The 22,511-nt window shown below is 38.9% G+C and carries 22 protein-coding genes; 13 read left to right on the top strand and 9 right to left on the bottom strand.

Translation table 11 applies throughout. The annotated features are described in order from the left end of the window. Positions 1-85: 85 nt before the first annotated feature. From L2567_RS19050 to L2567_RS19040, 3 genes are all read right to left on the bottom strand, one after another. Positions 86-697, bottom strand: coding sequence for a hypothetical protein (locus L2567_RS19050; RefSeq protein ID WP_235299448.1), 612 nt, complete (start codon positions 695-697; stop codon positions 86-88). 65 nt (positions 698-762) lie between these two features. Next, on the bottom strand, positions 763-1,176 hold the full coding sequence (locus L2567_RS19045; protein WP_235299447.1) for an SRPBCC family protein: 414 nt from the start codon (positions 1,174-1,176) through the stop codon (positions 763-765). A 644-nt stretch (positions 1,177-1,820) separates the two neighbouring features. Further along, positions 1,821-2,861 carry an aldo/keto reductase gene (locus L2567_RS19040; RefSeq protein ID WP_235299446.1) on the bottom strand — a complete coding sequence of 347 codons (1,041 nt, stop codon included), beginning with the start codon at positions 2,859-2,861 and terminating at the stop codon, positions 1,821-1,823. Positions 2,862-2,979: 118 nt separating this feature from the next. Between L2567_RS19040 and holA the strand changes: the two genes are divergently transcribed. The 3 genes from holA (at position 2,980) to L2567_RS19025 (ending at position 6,145) form a co-directional block, all read left to right on the top strand. Further along, the gene (gene holA / locus L2567_RS19035) at positions 2,980-3,981 is read left to right on the top strand and encodes a DNA polymerase III subunit delta (protein WP_235299445.1); all 1,002 of its coding nucleotides are present in this window, start codon (positions 2,980-2,982) and stop codon (positions 3,979-3,981) included. An 83-nt stretch (positions 3,982-4,064) separates the two neighbouring features. Continuing rightward, on the top strand, positions 4,065-5,555 hold the full coding sequence (locus L2567_RS19030; protein ID WP_235299444.1) for a sulfatase: 1,491 nt from the start codon (positions 4,065-4,067) through the stop codon (positions 5,553-5,555). 47 nt (positions 5,556-5,602) lie between these two features. After that, positions 5,603-6,145, top strand: a complete 543-nt coding sequence (locus L2567_RS19025; RefSeq protein WP_235299443.1) for a DUF4287 domain-containing protein — start codon at positions 5,603-5,605, stop codon at positions 6,143-6,145. A 21-nt stretch (positions 6,146-6,166) separates the two neighbouring features. Here the strand turns inward: L2567_RS19025 and L2567_RS19020 are convergent, their stop codons facing one another. After that, a complete protein-coding gene (locus tag L2567_RS19020) occupies positions 6,167-6,592 on the bottom strand; it encodes a hypothetical protein (protein ID WP_235299442.1) in 426 nt (141 codons plus the stop codon). Between the two features lie 57 nt (positions 6,593-6,649). On the opposite strand from L2567_RS19020, the gene L2567_RS19015 reads away from it, so the two are divergent. Beyond that, the gene (locus L2567_RS19015; RefSeq protein ID WP_235299441.1) at positions 6,650-7,642 is read left to right on the top strand and encodes a Gfo/Idh/MocA family protein; all 993 of its coding nucleotides are present in this window, start codon (positions 6,650-6,652) and stop codon (positions 7,640-7,642) included. 3 nt (positions 7,643-7,645) lie between these two features. On the opposite strand, the gene L2567_RS19010 is transcribed toward L2567_RS19015, so the two are convergent. After that, on the bottom strand, positions 7,646-8,020 hold the full coding sequence (locus tag L2567_RS19010; RefSeq protein WP_235299440.1) for a 2TM domain-containing protein: 375 nt from the start codon (positions 8,018-8,020) through the stop codon (positions 7,646-7,648). Between the two features lie 190 nt (positions 8,021-8,210). Continuing rightward, on the bottom strand, positions 8,211-8,759 hold the full coding sequence (locus L2567_RS19005; RefSeq protein ID WP_235299439.1) for a DUF1572 family protein: 549 nt from the start codon (positions 8,757-8,759) through the stop codon (positions 8,211-8,213). Positions 8,760-9,001: 242 nt separating this feature from the next. Here L2567_RS19005 and L2567_RS19000 point away from each other — a divergent pair, with 242 nt between their 5' ends. Both L2567_RS19000 and L2567_RS18995 read left to right on the top strand, forming a co-directional pair. Continuing rightward, the gene (locus L2567_RS19000) at positions 9,002-10,447 is read left to right on the top strand and encodes a Gfo/Idh/MocA family protein (RefSeq protein WP_235299438.1); all 1,446 of its coding nucleotides are present in this window, start codon (positions 9,002-9,004) and stop codon (positions 10,445-10,447) included. 91 nt (positions 10,448-10,538) lie between these two features. After that, the gene (locus tag L2567_RS18995) at positions 10,539-10,967 is read left to right on the top strand and encodes a DUF1761 domain-containing protein (RefSeq protein ID WP_235299437.1); all 429 of its coding nucleotides are present in this window, start codon (positions 10,539-10,541) and stop codon (positions 10,965-10,967) included. Positions 10,968-11,190: 223 nt separating this feature from the next. Here L2567_RS18995 and L2567_RS18990 read toward each other — a convergent pair whose 3' ends face one another. The 3 genes from L2567_RS18990 to L2567_RS18980 form a co-directional block, all read right to left on the bottom strand. Next, entirely contained in the window at positions 11,191-11,547 is a 357-nt protein-coding gene (locus L2567_RS18990) for a DUF6970 domain-containing protein (RefSeq protein WP_235299436.1), read from the bottom strand. Between the two features lie 64 nt (positions 11,548-11,611). After that, a complete protein-coding gene (locus tag L2567_RS18985; RefSeq protein ID WP_235299435.1) occupies positions 11,612-12,406 on the bottom strand; it encodes a hypothetical protein in 795 nt (264 codons plus the stop codon). Between the two features lie 139 nt (positions 12,407-12,545). Then, positions 12,546-13,181, bottom strand: coding sequence for a peroxiredoxin (locus tag L2567_RS18980; protein ID WP_235299434.1), 636 nt, complete (start codon positions 13,179-13,181; stop codon positions 12,546-12,548). 581 nt (positions 13,182-13,762) lie between these two features. Between L2567_RS18980 and L2567_RS18975 the strand changes: the two genes are divergently transcribed. The 7 genes from L2567_RS18975 (at position 13,763) to L2567_RS18945 (ending at position 22,448) form a co-directional block, all read left to right on the top strand. Continuing rightward, entirely contained in the window at positions 13,763-14,098 is a 336-nt protein-coding gene (locus L2567_RS18975; RefSeq protein WP_235299433.1) for a hypothetical protein, read from the top strand. 138 nt (positions 14,099-14,236) lie between these two features. Continuing rightward, complete coding sequence (locus L2567_RS18970) at positions 14,237-15,055, top strand: helix-turn-helix domain-containing protein (protein ID WP_235299432.1); 819 nt, start codon at positions 14,237-14,239, stop codon at positions 15,053-15,055. A gap of 273 nt (positions 15,056-15,328) precedes the next feature. After that, on the top strand, positions 15,329-18,898 hold the full coding sequence (locus L2567_RS18965; protein ID WP_235299431.1) for an ATP-binding protein: 3,570 nt from the start codon (positions 15,329-15,331) through the stop codon (positions 18,896-18,898). After that, positions 18,895-19,554 (top strand): hypothetical protein, encoded by a 660-nt coding sequence (locus L2567_RS18960; protein ID WP_235299430.1) that lies wholly within the window; start codon positions 18,895-18,897, stop codon positions 19,552-19,554. Before L2567_RS18965 ends, L2567_RS18960 begins: the two co-directional genes overlap by 4 nt. Before the next feature lie 39 nt (positions 19,555-19,593). Continuing rightward, entirely contained in the window at positions 19,594-21,024 is a 1,431-nt protein-coding gene (locus L2567_RS18955; protein ID WP_235299429.1) for a sensor histidine kinase, read from the top strand. A 6-nt stretch (positions 21,025-21,030) separates the two neighbouring features. After that, positions 21,031-21,408: a response regulator gene (locus L2567_RS18950; RefSeq protein WP_235299428.1), complete on the top strand. Its 378-nt coding sequence runs from the start codon at positions 21,031-21,033 to the stop codon at positions 21,406-21,408. Further along, the gene (locus tag L2567_RS18945) at positions 21,405-22,448 is read left to right on the top strand and encodes an adenylate/guanylate cyclase domain-containing protein (protein ID WP_406626728.1); all 1,044 of its coding nucleotides are present in this window, start codon (positions 21,405-21,407) and stop codon (positions 22,446-22,448) included. The genes L2567_RS18950 and L2567_RS18945 overlap by 4 nt, the downstream gene beginning before the upstream one ends. Positions 22,449-22,511 lie beyond the last annotated feature (63 nt).

The raw sequence follows: 22,511 nt of genomic DNA, 5'->3' as shown, positions 1-22,511 counted from the left end.
CTGAATTAATTTTAAATGGTTTCATAATCTGGTTTTTCAGAGCTGATTATTAAGTTAGAATGGCTGGAAATGGAATAATTTCAAACTAATATTTACGGTCTTGTTTTCGAATAAAGTGACCTTCATTAGCTAGTTTTTCTTTACAAAACTTTTTGACATTTTTAATATCAGGGTAGGCTTCCCCTCTATAAATGACCACGGGAATCCTTGCCTCTTTCTTGTCAATTCCTCTTCTTGTAAGCATCCGTTCATACATTGCCTTTGTATCACCATTGTAAGAAGTATTGATTTCGTTGTAGGCGATACCATTTTGATTGAGGTAGATCAATAATTGAGTAGATCTTTTATCCTTGTTTTTTGTGTAAATGGTTAGGTTAGGCTCATAAGTTAAATCAAGTGGTTGGTTCGCTGATGACCTATAATTGATCAAATATTTTCCAGGTTGTTCGCTGGTAGGCGTTAGTTTTGCCAATGGCATGGTAGTTCCAGCTGCAATTTCGACTGTTATTGGTAATTTTTTATCACAGGTCATTTTTTCTAATTCCATATTGATAGTCACGGAATAGTCTATGCCCGAATGGTTGATCACACTAAGGTCAACTGTTCGATCAGGATTTTTCACTTTAATGAACTGCAATGGTTTTTGAGCTGATATTTTGAGGCTAACTAATAGGATTAATATTAGCGATGGTTTCATTCTATTTAAATTGAGCCACAAATATCAGCAGGAATAAATCCATTTTTATAGGTGAATCACCTATTTTATCTGTGCTCTACATAATTTTTGAAATTATTCAAGATGGCTTGCCATCCATTTTGTTGAAGCTCTTCAGAATTCTGATCTTCCGCTTCAAATGTAGAATTAATAATTGTCTGATCATTTTTTTCAGTGAAATGGACTTCAACATGTCGCTGGTCAGCCAGATCATAAGCAATTAATTGGTGTTTTTCAACAGCAGTATATACACCTTCCAGGTCGAAACCAAAACTGCCATCTTTAGCTTCCATTCGGTTATTGAATTTTCCTCCGACCCTTAGATCGTTATTGGAGGAAGGACAGTGCCATTCGTCAGTAGCGAAGTTCCATTGAATAATGTGTGCTTCTTGAGTCCATTTTTCCCAGACTTCTTTTAGCGGAGCATCGATGGTGGCGGATATTTTTAATTTATTTCCCATGACTTTTGAATAAGATTGAACAATATAATCGAATTGCGCCGATATTTATAAGGCAAATGGTTGCCATTTTTTGTTTGCTGTTTGCTGTTCCCTTTGAGAGCTGCAGCATTGCGTTGGAGTTTAGCGTGCTCTCTAAGGGATCTAACCTTTTTTCACGCTCAGCTCTCAAAGAGAAAGCTTACTGAGAACTAGCAACTGAAGACTAACAACTAACAACTAACAACTTACAATTAACAACTAACAACTTACCTCTCCCATATCTCTTAGAGAGCTTCCCACGCTCTCAGCTCCCGCTCAGCTCTCAAAGAGAAAGCAGATACTCCCGCTCAGCTCTCAAAGAGAAATCAGATAACCCACGCTCTAAGCTCACACTCAACTCTCAAAGAGAAAGCAGACCGCTGACTAGCAACTGAGGACTTACAACTTACATCTCACAACTAACAACTAACAACTAACAACTAACAACTTACAATTAACAACTAACAACTTACCTCTCCCATATCTCTTAGAGAGCTTCCCACGCTCTCAGCTCCCGCTCAGCTCTCAAAGAGAAAGCAGATACTTCCGCTCAGCTCTCAAAGAGAAAGCTGACTGAGGACTTACAACTTACATCTCACAACTAAGAACTAACGACTACTCTCACCTCACGGCGCAGGATTTGAATACTTCTTGTGCACTTGATCAATTTTTCGAATGGTATCCTCATCTAACTCCACATCTATGGAAGCAATGTTTTCTCTCAACTGATCCATTCGTGTGGCACCTATAATATTAGAGGTTAGAAAAGGTTGTTGATTGATAAAGGCCAAAGCAAGAGTAGTGACGCTCATGCCTGCTTCATTCGCGATCTTCATATATGCTGAAGTAGCTTCGCGACATTCAGCACTATTGTACCTATCCATCACCTTGAATTGATAAAGCCGGGCATCAGGTCTCGCAGTTTTCGTATGGTACTTTCCTGTCAGCAAACCAAATGCTAAGGGAGAATAAGCGAGTAATCCAACCTTCTCCCGGATAGCCATTTCAGCCAGGCCAACCTCAAACGATCGATTCAGCAGGTTGTAAGGATTCTGAATAGAAACGATCCTGGACTTTCCAGTAATGGCTGACATTTGCAAATGATGCATCATCCCCCAGGGCGTTTCATTGGAAATTCCCCAATGCCTGATTTTACCATCCTTAACCAATCCATCCATCGTTTCTAAAATGGACATGAAGTTATCCTCCCACTTTTCATCAGGGTCGTGTTTGTAATCTAATTTGCCAAAAAAATTGGTATTCCTTTCCGGCCAATGCAGCTGATACAAATCCACATAATCCGTTTGCAGCCTCTTTAATGAGCCTTCGATTGCGAGATGGATTTGCTCTTTACTGAAATTGAGTTCAGGTCGAATGTATTTCATATTGGCTGAAGGGCCTGTAATCTTGGTTGCAAGAATTACTTCATCTCTTTTGCCATTTTTATTAAACCAGGAACCAATGATTTCCTCAGTTTTACCTTGATAATCCTGGTGAGCAGGAACGGCATACATCTCCGCAGTATCCCAAAAATTTACACCTTGATCCAGGGCATAATCCATCTGTTGGTGACCTTCTTCCTCAGTGTTTTGATTGCCCCAGGTCATGGTCCCCAGACAAATTCTGCTCACATCAATATCCGTTGTTCCTAGTTTGCTGTATTTCATATCAATAATTTAAGGATGTCGAATTTATGAATATAATTTAATAATTCATGAATGGTTTGATTATGGATCTTATAAATTGAAAATCCAATAAGTATATTTGCACACTTAATCTGAATGTATGGATGCCTCACATATTTTGAAGGAGCTGAAGGATGAAAAGTTTCATCCCATTTATTTTTTGTCTGGGGAAGAACCTTTCTATATCGATCAAGTGAGTAATTACATTGAAAACAATGTTCTCGATGAAGCTGCCAAGGCCTTCAATCAAGTTATTTTATATGGAAAAGAAATTGAGTTTAAAGCGGTAATTGACAATGCAAGACAATTTCCCATGATGGCCAGTCGCAGGGTGATAATCGTCAAAGAAGCTCAGGAAATGAGATCGATCCAACAGTTGCAATCATACGTAGAGTCACCTTCCCCCACTTCCATTCTGGTTTTATGCTACAAACATAAAAAATTAGACAAAAGGACCACTTTCCACAAAGCCCTTAAAAAAAATGCAGTTGTTTTGGAGACCAAAAAAGTTTACGATAATCAATTGCCTGCTCACATACAGCAAATGGTGGCTGCAGAATCTTTAAAAATTGAGCCAAAAGCCGTTAGCTTGCTTGCTGAATTTGTGGGAACGGACCTTTCTAAACTCAATAATGAGGTCAAAAAACTTGGTATGAGGCTGGATGTTGGGCAAACGATTACTAGTCGACATATTCAGGAATTCGTAGGGATTTCAAAGGACTATAATATTTTTGAATTGCAGAATGCTTTGGGAAAAAGAGATAAAGTAAAAGCATTTAGAATCGTTGAATATTTTGCTGCTAACGAAAAGAAAAATCCAATCATTATAAGTATAAATTCGCTTTATAGCTATTTCACTAAAGTCTGGCAGACTCAATCCATGGGAAGTTTAGATGACAGGACATTGGCAAGTAAGATTGGTGTTTTTTCAAGCTACTTTATGAAGGACTATCGAATCGCAGCTAGGAACTATCAAAGTGACAAAATCAGACAAATCTTACTCGATTTGCAAGAATATGACGGTTATAGTAAAGGCATCAATCGAAAGAATATCGATCAGGGAGATTTACTACGAGAACTGACCTTTAAAATTTTGAATTAGATTTGTCCCAATTGTATTTCTTGCAAAAAAAATCATTAGTCTCAAAGCCATTGCATGTCGCACCAGATACGTAGATTAGCAGGATGAGACTTTATATCATTACTTTTTTGGTTGGAACCTTTTGTTATAGCTGCAAGAATTCAACAAATGAAAGCTTGCCCCCTAACATCGTTTTCTTTTTTGTCGATGATATGGGATGGCAGGATACATCCTTGCCCTTCCATACAGAAGTGACTCAACTAAACGAGAATTATTATACTCCTAATATGGTACAATTAGCAGAGGATGGGGTGAAGTTTACCCAGGCCTATGCTACGGCAGTTTGCTCACCATCTAGAATCAGTCTGATGACCGGTATGAATGCTGCAAGGCATATGGTGACCAATTGGACACTAAGAAAAGATCAATCGCCGGATCCGGAGCATAGCATCATACAACCTCCTGAATGGAATATGAATGGATTGAGTAACCAAAAAGGTGATTCCCTGACCTATTTTGCAACTACTTTACCACAGATTTTACAGCAAAATGGATATCAGACCATTCATGTTGGAAAAGCGCATTTCGGAGCTAAAGATACTCCGGGTTCGGATCCCCGAAATCTTGGTTTTGATGTCAATATTGCCGGTCATGCAGCAGGTGGCCCTGGAAGTTACTTAGGAAAATATAATTACAGTGCTGATTGGAGGCAGCCCGGTAATTTGATCTGGGATGTGCCAGGACTGGATAAATATCATGGAACGGATGTTTTTTTAACTGAGGCATTGACCATTGAGGCCAAAGAAGCGGTCTCAGAAGCAGTAGAAGATGGTTCGCCATTCTATCTGTATATGTCACATTATGCCATTCACGCACCTTGGGAGAAGGATGAGCGATTCTACACAAAGTATGAGGGGGGAGGCTTAAGTCAATTTGATGCCGTTTTTGCAGCTATGATCGAGGGAATGGATAAATCTCTTGGAGACATTAGGGAGCACTTGAACAATTTGGGGGTGTCTGACAACACCATTATCGTATTTATGTCAGATAACGGTTCTCCTAAGCAAGCCACCCGAAATTTACCATTGAGGGGACATAAATTGCTTCCTTATGAAGGTGGTGTCAGGGTACCAATGGTAGTTTACTGGCCAGGGGTTTCTCAGGCTGGAACAACAGAGGATCAATATGTCATCATTGAGGATGTATTTCCCACTTTTCTGGAAATGGCAGGGGTAGCATCTAAGCAAATTCCCGAGACTGACGGGATAAGTTTTGTGCCCATGTTAAAAGGGGAGGAAGTTGATGAGCAGGAACGCCCCATTTTTTGGCACTTTCCGCATACCTATGATCAATTTCCTTATAGTGCAATGAGGAAAGGAAAATGGAAATTGATTTACCGTCATACGGAAAGAGCACTTGAATTATATGACATTGAAAACGATTTGGGTGAGTCAACAAATTTAGTCGAATCCGAAACACAGAAAACCGAAGAACTGGCTAAAATTCTCACTTCGTACTTATTAGAAACCAGAGCATTGATGCCTATCGATAATCGCACTGGAAAAGCGATTGAGATGCCTTCCGAACACATTTGAAGGTAAGATTTCTATTTTGTATCTTGACTGGAACTTAAAGAAAATCTATGGACAAGGCTCTTCAAACGATGATTGATAATATGCCGGAAAAAACAGGTAAGTCTCTGGCTGAGTGGAAAAAAATTCTCAAACACAAAAATTTTGCTAAGCACGGTGAAGCCATGAAATTTCTTAAAGGCGAACACGGTGTAACCCATGGATTTGCCAATACCATTATTTTATTGAGCAAGGAAAATCAAATGGAAGATTCGGACCTTGTGGATGCACAATACCAGGGTAAGGAAGCTCTATTGCCCATATACAATGAATTAATCAAAATCGTTGAGGGTTTTGGAAACGATGTTAAAATCGTACCCAAGAAAAGCAGTGTTAGTATCATCCGGGCTAAACAGTTTGCCCTGATCAAACCGGCCACGAAAACACGAATAGATCTGGGTTTAAAAATCAAAGATCAGGAAAATGATGGAAGACTTCAGGGATCAGGACCTTTTGGAACCATGTGTACCCATCGAATCACCATTTCATCGTTAGCAGAAGTGGATGCTGAAGTAAAAAAGTGGCTGAAAAAAGCTTATGAACAATCTACATAAATCGGTTTCAGATCATAGAAGTTAAGGCCATATTTTACTCCTTAGCATGTTTCCCAATAATGCCATCGGTGTAAATAGAATAACGTCAACGATACTGAACCAAAGCGGATGCGGTATGGAAATCAAATTTAATACGCCGGCCAAAAGTAATATAAGGCCCGTATACAAAGCAGCTCCACGTTTCTCTACCTTGGCCATTTTAGAAGCCACAAAGCCACCAGTTAAGGCACCAATAGCATGTGCAGTAAGAACAATAAGAAATGCAGAAATAGGCAAAGTGCTGATGTGTTCTTTGATGACAGCCGGATCGGAAAGATCAGCACCGGTAGGGAAGGGATACATTGAATTGCTGATCATTTCCAGCATGCCCATAACAATTGCACCTGCAACCACGCCTGTCAAAATGGCGAAAATCCGGTTTAATATCAACTTGGTAGTTTCCTTCATTTCTAAGACTTTAATGGCAAATTTAAGAGTTATTTGAATTCAAGCTATATTTAGAGAATGAAAACAATTAATTGGGGCATCATGGGCCTCGGAAAGATCGCCCACAAGTTTGCCAAAGATCTAAAAGAAACTGAGAGCGCAACTTTACTTGGAGTAGCCTCCAGAAGTGAAAGTAAAGCAAAGGAATTTGCAAGTCAGTATCAATCAAAATGGGCTTATGGTAGCTATGAGGATTTGTTGGACAACAAAGAAATTGACATCATCTACGTAGCCACACCTCATTCGCATCATTATGAGAATGTGATGATGTGTTTTGATGCTGGTAAAAATGTGCTCTGTGAAAAAGCGTTTGCTGTCAATGCAAAGCAAGTAAGAGCGATGGTGGACAAGGCGCGTCAAGAAGGATTATTTTTAATGGAGGGCATGTGGTCCAGATTTAATCCCGCCTTACAGGATGCTAAGAACGATATTGAATCCGGGTTGATCGGTACATTGCAGGCTGTGAAAGCAGATTTTTGTTTTCATCAACCTTATGACTTGACAAGCAGACTATGCAACAAAAAATTGGCTGGTGGCGCTCTTCTCGATATCGGTATTTACCCCATTTTTCTTTCGTATTATATGTTGGGTAAGCCAGTCAGAATGAATGTAGAGGCTGAGTATTATCCCAATGGCACAGATAAGAATTTAGTCATGTTATTCGATTATGAAAATGGCAGGGAGGCCATCCTAAATTGCAGTCTGCAGTATTTTTCGCCTTGCGATGGATTTCTATATGGAGAAAATGGCTGTATCAGGATACATGGAAGGTGGCATGAAGCCAATACTTATACCAGATTTGTTAAAAGTATGGATTTTCCTGTCACAAAGGGATATGGGCATAAACCGCTTAGTTTTAAGTTTGAAATAGAAGAAGTCAATTCCTGTTTGCTCAATGGTCAGCTTGAAAGTAAAAAATGGACTTTACAGAATAGCATTGAATTGATGGAAATTCTGGATGAGGTAAGGTCTGAAATCAAATTGGATTATGGCGGATTAGAGGCACTATAATCATTACACAAAATCAGAGTCCTTGTGAGCTCTCCTGATCTCTTTTAAATCCTCGAGATCCAGTTGTTCAATTTCTCCGTATTCTTTTTCAAACGCATTCAAAACTTTCCTTCTTCTCTCGATCTCTTTCTGAATTTCTTCTTTTTCCCATTTTTCACCCATACCCATGAAATCAAAGGCATAAAACCATTGAATCAAAACCCCCATTCCCCATGGAATTAAAGGATAGAAAGCCCATTCGATGCTTCTGGAACCATCATTGATGTCTGCCAGCATGAAAAAACAGAAAAATGATAACCATACAATAAGGCTCACAAAGGCTGCCTTTTTCTTCCTCGTTCTTTTTCTAGCTCTGTGATAAATAGTAGGATCTTCCATCACTTGAAATTACATATTTTAAATTATTTATAAACTTCGAATCGACTAATGGCCTTCCCTCTACCACTAATTTAACAGATCAGATGAATAATAATCATTCAAAGTATACATTCTTGTTTTCTGTTGTAACAGTCATTAAAGCCACTAATTGCTGTGATCACTAAGGTAGCATAAACCATCTATATTGAACCTAAATCTTATCAGTGAAATGACCTTTATGTTTGCCCTTGGTAAACTTGCTTTCATTGAAGTGTTTTGATGCTCCTTTTGCTATAGATAAACTTACCCAATCATCACCCTTGATCGATTTTCCGATATAAACAATTTGGCCGATATGGTAGGCGTAGTGTGCCAATTGGCGGTTTAACGCTTCATAAACAGTGTGTTCTTGATTTCTAATGTAGACCAGTGATTTAATATCTTTAATTTGATCAATAGCTTGAAAAACCAAGGACCAACCCTCCGTCCATGCCTGCTCCATGGAATCCCTATTACGAAACAATGGCACAAATTCCTGATCTCGATTCCTCCACTCCTTTTCACCATCTGTTGTTAAGAAGTCTGTAAACCTGCTTTTCATATTACCACTCAAGTGCTGGACAATGAGTGCGATGCTATGGCTTGATGGGCTGAGTTCAGTAAATAAGTAATGGTCCTCCAGTTGGTCAAACGTGCGTTCACCAAGGGTTTTATAATAATAAAATTGCTTCTTAATGCCTTCGAGGTATCTATTTTCCATTGACATAAAAATAAGCGTTTAAATACTGGAGTCATAGGCGTAATCACGTCTTTTTTGACAGATTTAATCAATTTGCAATTCAAAATGCTGATATGTATGGATTCTAAAAGTTGAAAATGAAGGGAATTGTAGATATATATTTATAAAAATAGCTATGAATTTTGTCTGTTTGGTCCAAGGCAGCCATTTATTATTTTAAAGATTGGCAGGTAATTAATATCTTAACGAGACAATATTAAAATATGCAAAAGAGAAACAGTAGGAGAAAATTTATTAAGAATACCGGATTAAGTGTAGGAGGTGTCATGATTGTCCCAAGAGATATTCTGGGTGGAGTCGGTTATACCGCGGCAAATGATCGGATTAATTTAGCAGCGGTTGGAGCTGGTGGAAAGGGTTTTAGTGACATCAGAGATGCTGCCGGATATGATAAAATGAGCAGAAAAGGAAAGGAAAATGTCGTTGCTTTGTGTGATGTTAGTACGAAGGAGGCCTCCAGGGCATTCGAAATGTTTCCGAAAGCCAAAAGGTATGAGGACTACAGGATTATGTTTGAAGAAATGAGTGATGACATTGATGCGGTGACCATTTCAACGCCTGACCACATGCATGCGCCGCCAGCTATGATGGCGATGAAAGCAGGAAAGCATGTCTACGTTCAGAAGCCTTTAACACATGATGTTTATGAAGCCAGAATGTTGACTGAAGCTGCCAATAAATATGATATAGTTTCTCAAATGGGTAACCAGGGATCAAGTGGTGATGATATCCGTAGAATTACGGAATGGATTCAGGCTGGAACCATTGGGGATGTCAGTGAAGTACATTGCTGGACGAATCGACCCGTTTGGGAGCAAGGAATGAAGATGCCGGAAGGGTCTGTGCCAGTACCTGATTATCTGAATTGGGACCTTTGGCTTGGGACAGCTCCAAAGCTCCCGTATCATGAAGGTTATCAACCATTTAATTGGAGAGGTTGGTGGGATTTTGGGACCGGAGCCTTAGGTGACATGGCCTGCCATGTCATGGATCCCGCAGTAAGGGCACTGAAATTAAAATATCCGACAGCAGTGCAAGCTTTTGCACCATTTAAGGTGGTCAATTGGAGTAGGGTAGGATCACATGTAAGTCCTCCGGTAGCTAGTATGGTCTACTATGAATTTCCAGCCAGAGAGGGCATGCCTGAAGTAAAATTGACCTGGTATGATGGTGGATTGATGCCTCCAAGACCGGAAGAACTCGGCGATGACGAAGCCATGGGGAATTGGGATGGTGGCGTTTTATTTGTTGGTTCAGAGGGTAAATTGATGTGTGATTGTTATGGCGCCAACCCTCGATTGTTACCTCAATCTGCCAATGAGGCCTTTGTCGAGCCGGAGCCCACTTTAACCAGAGTGAAGGAACGAAATCACCAGCGTAATTGGATCGCTGCGATTAGAGGTGAGGCCGAAGCCAGTTCAGATTTTGACTATGCAGGTCCATTTAGTGAGATCGTGCTGATGGGAAATCTGGCGATCAGGAGTCTTTATACGCAAGAAGAGGTAAAGAATAATAACGGTGAAAAATCAATGGCTTATACTGGAACGGGAAAGAAGCTGAGGTGGGATGGTGAGAATATGAAAATTACCAACTATGAGCCGGCTAATCAATTTGTGAAGAGAGATTATCGAGATGGTTTTGTGTTGTAAAACTGTTTTGGGACTGGCCAATTGATTTACAAAAAGTATAAACTTAAAGAAGTATATGTAAACTAAATTTCTAACCCTAAACAAACTAATTATGAGTGCGCTTAAAATTAATCATGCTGCCGTATGGGTAGCGATTGTGATTGCACATGCCTTAGGTTTTCTGTGGTATGGTTTCTTATTTCAGGAGGCATGGATGGATGCTGCAGGACTCACGATGGCAGATATAGAAGCAGCTCCTGCAGGTGCTGGCCATTGGATTTCCAATACAATCGCGACTATTCTTCCCATCTATTTACTTGCATGGATGTTTGTAAAAATGGACATTAGATCCGGTGTGCAAGGAGCAATTATCGGTCTATTAATCTCCTTCTGCTTTGTCCTATGTACCATGATCACTACTGGTATGTTTGAGGGAGAACCATATGGTCTAGCATGGATCAATGGCGGTTCAACGATGTTAGTGATAACAGTAGCAGGATTTATCTTGGGTGCGTGGACGAAGACCAGTTCAGCGGATTAGAACTATCTATTGGTATGCCTACTGATCCTAGTTTCTTGTAATTTGTCGATGTTGAAGTCTTCATAGCCATCACCATAGTAGGGTCCTGCAATATTCAGATATCCTATTACAACTTAGCAATCGTGGGTCAACAACTGCATTCCTGATGAAGGAGTTGACTCACGACTTGGATCTATAAATTCCCTTCCACATCACAGATTTAGTGTCAATAAAAATCAAAGAGTTAATCTTGCCATAGAACTTCAATTTGCACGGCATTGTCAGCGAAGTTTTCTCCTCTGCATTCTACCAACCCCAGGATAGTACCTAGATTGCATAATTCTTCACACTCTTCATCCACAACCTGTGCCCCTCCATCTGCCACACATTGCCCTTGAGAAAACACATACACCACCTCACCCTGGAAGTTGTAGCTGATCACATTTGGACCTACCTGATTTCCATCGCATGAAGTCACTCCTTGCTTAAATTCCTCGATTTTATCAACTATACACTTGGGGACCTCGTCGTCATATTGAGGTTGCTTTTCGCATTGGCACAAAACCAATAAAGCAAAAATCAAAACCATTGCATTTTTCATATTCAAATTTTCACTAAAGACGGTGATATATTTATAAACGTTGGTCTGGAGGGATGTTCTTGATCTATTTTATCCTTTTTTTAACTTTTCGCTCGGCATTGATCTTATGTCCATTTTTAAAAGATACATGGTAGATAGTAGAAATCTGAAAGTTGATGGATTTTTGATGGATCGATTCATTTGAAAACCCGACGACTTCCTCCACAAATGCAGTAAATGGATAGAAAGCTTTGGCTTGAATATAAAATGGGCTGTGCACTAAAAAATTTAAATGAACGTCCATGCCATATAGAAGCCTGTTGACGGTGAATGCGTTATCTTCTTCCGGATTTGCCCGATTGTAGACCTGTCTTCTTTTCGAAAAGAAACGATATTGCACACGCTTCCCAGAGATCATTGAATGCCCTTCGTCGCTTTGGAATCTGGTTCCGTACCCATTAGATTGTGCCAAAACTGAGATTTCAGGATTTACCCCTAACTGGATGTATTTTAGGTCAATGGTTATGCCTGTTGAAAAATTAAAAGCGGTATGATTGATGACCAATTCCTCATAAAGTAAATGTTCACTGGCCCGTGAATCATACTTTGTAAAAGAAGTGTGATCCATCTCAAAGGTAGAATTGACATATGCAAATTCCGCATTGAAGTTGAGACCTTTAAAAAGTCGGATACCCGCATAAGCCCCACCTTGATATCCGTTGCCAAACCGCTCATGCTCGGATCTATCTCCGGATTTACTTTTAAGAGTGGAACTGTAATTGCCATTGATCCCAACTTTTACACCAACGAATGTAGATTGTGCCGGAATTTCTATCAGCAAGACTAAAGACATAAATGTCCATAGAAAAGTCTTTTTCATTTTAAAATCGATGATTGGGTTTTAATTGATTCTTCGACAAAAGGACACACGAGCAGCACATGTCCCGAAAAGAAAAGCCCTGTAAGTTTTCCTTACAGGGCTTTGTGTAACCTATTTTACAGTATTCTTTATCGAAAGATCACAAATTTGGTTGCGGTGTAATCCTAAGGTAAGGCTTCACCTTTGTATGACCCTTGGGGAATTTTTCAGGAATCTGATCATCAGAAATAGAAGGTGAAATCACCACATCCTCTCCATGTTTCCAATCTGCCGGCGTGGCTACGGAATGATAGGCTGTAAGTTGTAAAGAATCGATGACCCTTAGAATTTCCTGAAAATTTCTACCCGTAGATGGAGGGTAGGTTAGTGTCAATTTCACTTTTTTATCAGGTCCCACGACAAATACCGACCTGACTGTTGCTTTTTCCGTCGCTTCAGGATGGATCATATCATACATTTCCGCGATTTTTCGGTCTTTGTCTGCGATCAAAGGATAGTTTACATGCGTATTCTGAGTTTCATTAATGTCTTTTACCCACTCATTATGATCCTCAATAGGGTCGACACTGAGTGCGATCACCTTTGTATTTCTCTTAGCGAATTCGTCCTTGAGCTTCGCCACCATGCCCAGTTCCGTTGTGCAAACCGGTGTGAAGTCTGCAGGATGTGAAAAAAGTACAGCCCATCCATCACCGATATACTCATGAAAGTCAATTGTTCCTTCTGTAGTTTCAGCTTTAAAGTTTGGAGCTGTTTCTCCTAATCTGATTGCCATAATTGTTCTATTTATGTGTTAACAAATAAGTTTTGTCGATGTCCTAATTAATAAATCATAGTTGATACAAAGATAAACAACAAGCGTGAAGTGATAAAGTTTCTCTGATCGAGGACACTCAGACCTTTTGATCTCAATGTTCTGGTTTTGTGTGTGCCAATGTTTTTAAACCTTAAGTTTTCTTTACAAGCCAATATCTGATCAGTGCTCGCAATTTCAAGTATTGAATGCCTTTACTTGGGGAAGCTGTTTACGATTTCTCAACAATTTCTTATTGTTATTTACGCTACTCATCAGTCCACTGGTATATCTCATGGTTTTGTTTCTTTTATTAACAAAAATTAACAATTGAGGAATCAAATGAGAAATAATTGTCGTCTTATTTCTACTTCCGTTGGTAGTTTTTTTATGTCAGTTCATAGAATATGATGGTCATCAGAGCAACTTATTGAAAGAATCTCCGTCTTTAAAGTGTATTCGATATGGCCATATTGATCAACACAAAAAAAGAAACAAGTAATTGAAAGTCAATTGCTTAACTTCAAAAATCTTATTTATTAAACTTTTTAAAAATATCTGTAATGAGAAATTCAAAATTATTTTTCGCAGCAATCATATGCGCCTTATTTACCAGCTTTTCAACTTTTGCTAATGACCTTGATGTAAACCCTGATGAAATCAGAAAAGAAATCGTCGATATGGTGAAAACAATTGACATTAGTGACATGGAAAAGCAGTATGAGAGAACATACGTACAATTTATTGTGAATTCTAAGAATGAAATCGTAGTCGTCAATGTATCTAAGAGAGAATTCGCTGAAAGAATTAAAAACAAACTGAATTACAAGAAATTAAAAACAGAGGATGTACAGAGAAATGAAATCTACACTGTTCCTCTAGTTTTCAAGAAGCAATAGTCTTAGTAGTAAAGTGAGAATTTTTTCTCTGGAGTCCGTTGGTTAGAGCGGACTCCTTTTTTTTGCATAGAAGTCAATGAAACTAATTTACAAATAAGCAGTGAACAAAAATCGCTTATTTTCTTATTTTTGGCTTCAATGAGTCAGCCATCTAACTACCTTCCCCCACCAAACCTGCGTAGTTTCATTGCTAATTATGGTGTCCTTGAGGTTCCAGAAGGGGTGAAAGAGCCATACCTATCCCCTCCAATTGGCTTAAGTGGTTTCATCATTCAAGTTATCAATTCACAAAATATAGTCATTGCAAAAATAGGTAACAGGGATTTCTTTTCTGAATCAGCTGTGGTCACAGGGCAAGTTACACTTCCCGTTTATGGCGAATTGTTAGGACACACTAAATCTCTTTTGGTTTTCTTCCAACCTACTGGTATGCATCGTCTGTTTAGGAATGACATGTCTAAATTGACCAATCATGCCATTCCGCTCCAGGCACTTATCGGTAAAGAAGCCTCCAATCATTTGTTGGAAAAATTAAAAATGGACCAAAATACAGAACGCCAAATAGGCGTATTAAATCAATTTTTTGTAGGATGCTTACCAGCCCAGAAGGAGGATGGGCGATTTGAGGAGGTTTTGGCCATGATTCATGAGCGGCAAGGCGGAATTACGGTCAAGGAAATAGAAAAGCAATGTCATTATCAGAGAAAAACCTTAGAACGACACTTTCAAAAAATGATTGGGCTAAGCCCCAAAGTTTACATTCAAATCTATCAGTTTAAGTGCCTTCTCAACTTTTTGCAATCTAATCCAAAGATCACCTGGACGGAGTTAGCCAACAAAACTGGTTATTATGATCAGTCCCATATGTCCAGATATTTCAAAGAATATCTGCAGACATCTCCCAATAGCATTGTGAAATTAGATATGGATCTAATCCATTACTTGCTCCGTCACTAAAAGTAGAGATATCATCAGATTTGTCTTTTAGGTTTAGCCATCATTTTGTCGTATCTGTACAATACATTGAGGAAGTTGGATGGTAGATTTGTCCCAGGTAAAACCAATTAAAATCCTGCATTTTCCCCAATAAATAGTGCCAACAAGGATTATGAATTTCACATAGCTCTCGGCTATGTGTAAGAAATTTGTACAAATAGTGAGTAAGTTGTTCTAATTAATAACATTGACGTATATTTAGTATAGTGCCTGTACTGACAAACTGAATAATCTATGTCCCAAACCAATGATCTTATTGTTGAAATCAAACATGTAATGGATGATTATTGGTCTTCATACTTCGAAGGAGATCTGGAAAGGTGGGCCGAATATCTGGACCAAGACTATAGGAATATAGGAAGTTCTGAGGAAGAAATCTGGAATAGTAAGGCTGAAATTGTTGATTATTCGTACCGTGTCATAGATCAAATGAAGGGAGTGGTTGAATTGAGAAACAAGGTATCTGATGTTATAAAATATGACCCTTACTTTATGGTCCACGAGTATGGGGATATGTTTGTCCAACTGAATGGAAAATGGAATTTTTATCAGAAATTCAGGTTGTCCACACTAATGCAAAAAAGTGATGACCGTTGGATTATTTTGCAGCAACACGGATCATTTCCGGACTCGAAAATCCAAGAAGGGGAAGCTATAGGCAAGGACGCTCTAAAGGCTGAAAACGAGAGATTAAGAAGAGCCGTGGAAGAACGAACTTTTGAGCTCGAGCGGAGGAATAAAATGCTTGAAATCGAAGGTGCTCTACAAAGAATAAGAGCGCAAGCCACAGGCATGAAAAAATCTGAGGATCTACTCGATGTGGTAGTTGCCATGAGGTCAGAATTCATTGCACTTGGTCATGAAGCGCACTATTTCTGGCATATGCTTTGGTCTCCTAACCACTACGAGAAAGCGATGACCTCCGGAGATGGAAGGCGCATCGGTTTCGTTATGAAATTACCCAGGCATATACATGGTGATATTCCTTTACTTTCAGAGTGGGAAGTAGGTGATGAACAGACTGTCGTTTATGCTATGGATGCAGAAGAAGCTATTGATTATGTCCATAAAATGGTGACATTGGGTGATTTTCAACACATCGATCCGAATGCACCTACAGCGGACGATATCAGAAGTATAGGAGGATTGACATTTATAATGGCACGCACTACTCATGGGGAAATAGGATATAGTCTTCCAGGAGTTGTAAAGCATCCTCCACAAAGTGACCTGGAGATTTTAGTGCAATTTGCTGAAGCTTTTGATCTTGCACATTTGCGATTTCTCGACCTCAAAAAAGCTGAAAATCAAGCTCTTGAAGTTCAAGTACAACTAGGACTGGAGAAAGTAAGGAGCAGGACCATGGCGATGACGAAAAGTGAAGAATTGCCAGATGCTGCTAATGTGCTATTTCTGGAGATTCAGAGTCTAGGAATACCTGCATGGAGTTGTGGATACAATATCTTATCTCCGGATATGAAGTCTACTACCTGCATCATGAGTAGTGAAGGAAAACTCCAACATCCATTTATTTTACCATTGATGGGTGAAACTTCCTTCTTAGAGTGGTATGATTTCGTTCAGAATGATCAAGAAATTTTGGTTCAGGAATTAGGTGGAACTGATCTGGAAGAGCACTACGACTATATGAAATCTTTGCCTGACCTGGAAGCAACTTTCCAACAAATCAAGGATTATGGATTAGCATTACCTACCTATCAGATCAATCACTTGGTGAAATGTTCATTCGGATTCTTATTGTTTATCACTTATGAAAAAGTACCCAATGCCATAGATATCTTTCGCCGTTTTGCAGCGGTTTTTGAACAAACTTATGTGCGTTTTCTGGATTTAAAGAAAGCGGAAGCACAAGCAAGAGAAGCACAAATAGAGGCAGCCTTGGAAAGAGTGCGTTCTAAAGCCATCGGAATGAGGTCTGGAGAAGATATCGGAGCAGCTACTAATATTATGTTCAATGAGATAGAAAATCTGGGAATCGAAACCATGAGGTGTGGAGTATTAATAATCCATGAAAACATGAAAATGGATGTCTGGACTACCTCAGCAACTGATGAGGACACCATCATCAATGTCTCAGGACACATTGATATGACTGCTCATTCTTTATTTGAAAATATTTACCTGGCCTGGAAAGCACAGGATGACCACATTCAATTTGAACTTTCAGGCGAGTATTCGAAAGCTTACTACCAAGCCATGAGAGAGGGTAGGGGCTATAACCTCCCTGCTGCAAGTGAGGTTTTCGGGACGCACTATAATACGGTCTTTATCTTCAAAGAAGGCGCCCTGTTTTTTTTCACAAGGAATGTGCTAAGTACTAAAGCAATCAAGACCTTACAACGGTTTGCCAAGGTATTCGGATTGACTTACCAGAGGTATAGGGAATTATTGGAATCAGAGAAAAGAGAAAATGAAGCAAAAAAACAGTCGTCGTTAGATCGCGTACGTGGAGAAATTGCAAGTATGAGATCTACGGAAGATCTCAATCGCATAACACCAATCGTTTGGCAAGAGTTAACCAACCTGGGCGTACCATTTTTCCGTTGTGGTATTTTCATTATGAATGAAGAAACGAAGGGAATTGATGTTTACTTGTCTGCACCGGACGGCAAATCTCTGGGAGTGATGATTCTAAATTACGAAACCAACGACATTACTAAAAATTCCGTTGAGTTTTGGAGAAATGAAAAAGTCTATAAAGTCCATTGGAACAAAGCTGAATTTATGGATTGGACCAATTTGCTCATCAAGCTAGATAAAATTGAAAATAAATTAGGATACCAGGGAGGGCATGATGCCCCTGAGTCATTGTATTTGCATTTTATTCCTTTTTTGCAGGGCATGTTGTATGTTGGGCATCGAAATCCCTTAAATGAAGAACAAATTGAACTGGTCAAAAATCTCTCTGAATCGTTTTCAGTGGCTTACAGTAGATATGAGGACTTTGTTAAATTGGAAAAAGCCAAATTGAAGGTCGAAGAAACATTGACCAATCTTAAATCCACTCAAAATCAACTCATTCAGTCTGAAAAGATGGCTTCACTGGGAGAACTGACAGCGGGAATAGCTCATGAAATTCAAAATCCACTCAATTTCGTCAATAATTTCGCAGAGCTAAGCACGGAACTATTACAAGAAATGAACGAGGAAATCAAAAGCGGTGAGTTTGAGGAGGCGAAAGCAATCGCCAAAGATATTGAACAGAACCTTCAAAAGATTTCGCACCACGGAAAGCGAGCCGATGGCATTGTCAAAGGAATGTTGCAGCACAGTCGTAAGAGCACTGCCACAAAAGAGCTTGTTCACATCAATAAATTAACCGATGAATTTTTACGTTTAGCCTATCATGGACTCAGAGCTAAAGACAAATCTTTCAATGCAAAGTTGATTACTGAGTACGATGACACAGTAGGCAATGTTCCTGTTATAGCTCAAGATATGGGTCGTGTCATTTTAAATATCATTACCAATGCATTTCATGCAGTCAATGAAAAGAAGTTGGAACAATCCTTTGATTTTGAACCAACAGTTTCTGTTTCTACATCTAAATCAAATGGCCATGTGGTCATTGACATCGCGGACAATGGTAAAGGCATACCTGATGAAATCAAGGATAAAATATTTCAACCCTTTTTTACGACAAAACCTACCGGAGAGGGAACCGGATTGGGATTATCTTTAGCATTTGACATTGTAACAAAAGGACATGGTGGCCTTCTCAATGTGGAAACCAAAGACGGAAATGGTAGCAAATTCTCGATCCTAATTCCATGTGAATCATGAAAAGAAGAGGATTGATTATATTAGTTGTATTCTGCTGTATTTCAATACTTCATGGTCAGGAAAAACCTGTCGTATTATCGACTTCACAATTCCAATCCTATCAAAGACTATTTCTCGCCCCTCTAGATGGATGGATCTACAAGGCTGGAGATGATAAGAAGTGGGCTGAACCTGGAATAGATGTGAGTGATTGGGAAAAGCTGAAACCTACTGAGCTAAGTGCATCGATGGAAGATTCTGTTGGCAGATTAGAGGGCTGGTTTAGATTAGCCTTTACACTGGATAGTTCATTTGAAAATATGCCGCTGTACCTTAGTCGTAATCTTTGGGCTGCAACCGATATTTATCTAGATGGGGTTTTGATTCATTCATTCGGTAAAACGGGCAATCCATATGAGGCATACAATCCGATTCTAAAAGAACCCATACCCATCAGACTCCAACCAAACAAGGAATACCTGCTCGCTATGCACCTGGTAGCGTATGAGACCACTTTTACCCAAAGAGAAATTCGCTTCAAACCAGAAAACCTTCAAAATTTTATCAATTTAAATGGTCCACGATACCTGGATCGAATTGAAAACGATCTGAGACAAACGCATATTTATGGGGCTTTATGCATGGGGATATCATTTCTGCTTTTCTTTCTTTTTTAGTTAATGGTTTATTTAAATCCCAGGGAGAAGATTTTCAAATTGATAGCTATATTAACCACTTTGACCTTGATATCAGCGATATGCTTATTTTACAATACTTTCTACGAAATATCATATCCAGAGGAGAAACTTAGATTTGTATTCACTGTAAGTTTGCAGCCCGCCATTTTTTCATTTTCATTGATCATTCTTGAATGGGTTTTGACCAAACGCACCACCTGGATATCTATTGGTATTTTAATTACGCTGACCATCACCAGTGCTATTGCACATCTTTTCTCAATCTCTCTGCCTTTTGGAATTGTATTTACGCTGATGGTTGCATACATCACTTATCTCCTGTATACGAATTGGGATTCTATCACTAAAGGACAATGGGCGGTAGTTGCAGCCCTTGTACTTCCTGTAATAGGAGCATTCACATATATTTATTTGCATAAATATTCACTAGATCTTTACTATGAATATGAAAAGCCTATTAATTCATTGACTGTATTAATAGCACCTATCCTTTTGCTGGTTTATGTTTCGGTGAGGTTTAAGGAAATCCTTGTGGCCATATCGCAAGAATCTCAAAAAGTAATAAGAATAACGGAAGAAAAGAAGGAAATACTTGCCAATCAAAATATCAAACTGGAACAGCAAGTGAAAGAGCGAACAGCAGAACTGAAAAATTCAATTGAACATTTAAAGGCCACCCAAGATCAATTAATACAAAGTGAGAAGATGGCTTCTTTGGGCGAGTTAACGGCAGGAATTGCTCATGAGATCCAAAATCCACTCAATTTCGTCAATAACTTTTCAGAATTGAGTAGCGAGCTTATCGATGAAATGAATACCGAACTTTCTTCCGGGGAATTAGAAGAGGCGAAGTTAATCGCAGAAGATATTAAAGACAATTTGGGAAAAATTAATTTTCATGGCAAAAGAGCGGAGAATATAGTTAAGGCAATGCTTCAACATAGTAGGAAAAGCACCGCAGAAAAAGAATCAACAGACATTAATCAACTCGCAGAAGAATATCTCCGACTTGCGTATCATGGATTAAGAGCAAAGGATAAATCATTCAATGCCACACTTATAACCGATTTAGATGAAAGCGTGCCACAAATCAAGGTGGTACCACAAGATCTCGGAAGAGTAATACTGAACTTGATTACCAATGCTTTCTATGCAGTTAATGAGAAAGGCCAATTGAATCTACCAAATTATGCACCTACGGTCACAGTATCCACTAAAAATTTAGACGAAAATATAATTATAAAGGTAAGTGATAATGGAAATGGAATTTCGGACGAAGCCAGGAGTAAAATATTTCAGCCATTTTTCACGACCAAACCCACTGGACAGGGCACTGGTTTAGGCCTATCCATGAGTTACGATATCATTAAATCTCACGGAGGTTCGATAAGTGTGAAAACTGAAAACGGAGCGTATACAGAATTCACGATTCAACTTCCAAAAAAGTAAAATAAAATGAAAAAAATCTTAGTAGTAGACGATGAAAAAGATGTGAAGGATTTATTTCTTCAGCGTTTTAGAAAAGAAATAAGAAAGGGCGAATACACATTTGATTTTGCTTATTCAGGAGAAGAAGCACTGCAATTGCTGAGTACGATGGATCAGGGCGCTGTTTTAATTTTGAGCGATATTAACATGCCCGGTATGAACGGGTTTGAATTGCTCGAAAAAATAAAATCTAAATACATCGTACCTCCACCGGTTGTTATGATGATAACCGCGTATGGAGATCAGGAAAACCTTACTACAGCTAAATCACTAGGAGCCGACGACTTTTTAACCAAACCTTTGGACTTCAAACTCTTAAAGGACAAACTTAATACCCAGTCATGATGTCAAGAATATTAGTGGTAGACGACGAGGAGGATTTACAGACTCTCATTCGACAGAAATTCCGCAAGCAAATACGAGAACAGAAGTATGAATTTCATTTCGCAGATAATGGTGTAAGTGCACTGGAAAAATTGAACGAAGTACCTGAAATTGACATCGTCATGAGTGATATCAACATGCCAGAAATGGATGGTTTGACACTTTTGACCAAACTGGCTGATGTAAGTCCATTGATAAAAGCTGTCATCGTTTCAGCTTATGGTGATATGCAGAATATTCGAACAGCAATGAATCGGGGTGCTTTTGATTTCATTACTAAACCCATCAACTTTGCAGATCTAACCTTGACCATGGAGAAAACATTACAACACACCAAGCATCTGAAGGAGACCATAAAAGCTATCAAAGAAAATGATATTCTAAAGATGTATGTAGATGAGAGCGTGCTTAATTTTATGGGTAAGAGAGAATTCGAAAGCACATTGCTGGCCATTGAAACGATAGAAGCAACAGTGGTTTTTATTGATATCTGTGGTTTTACATCATTTGCGGAAAATGAGCCTGCGGATACGGTTGTAAAGTTATTAAATGAATATTTCGATGAGATGGTTAAAATCATTATTGAAAACGATGGATTCATCGATAAATTCATTGGTGATGCAATCATGGCTGTTTTTAAAGACGACTATCATTTAGACAGAGCTGTAGATGCAGCCATAGCTATACGTGATAAAATCAACAAACTGTCCACTTCAAAAACGCCTGACCAATATCAGCCCAAGGTTTCCATTGGCATTAAAAGTGGGGAAATGATTTCAGGGAATATAGGATCATCCACCCTTAAGCGCTTAGATTATACCGTAATTGGTGACACCGTGAATACTGCTGCACGATTACAGGATGTCGCTAAAGAAAATCAGATCATCATCACTGAAGCCTGTTATGATCAAATTAAGTCATCCTTTCAATGTGAGAAAGTGGGTTCCATTGAAGTGAAGAACAAGGCCAAACCTATGTTAATCTATCAAGTACTAGAGTAAGATTTCAGAGTCTTTACTACATATAAACGCTTACTCTTCTTACATTTAAGGTATATAATTTTG

This window comes from Portibacter marinus (genome assembly GCF_021533195.1).
Lineage (GTDB): Bacteria > Bacteroidota > Bacteroidia > Chitinophagales > Saprospiraceae > Portibacter > Portibacter marinus.
The sequence above is the reverse complement of the archived record's forward strand: the minus strand, read 5'-3'. Positions and strand labels throughout refer to the sequence as shown.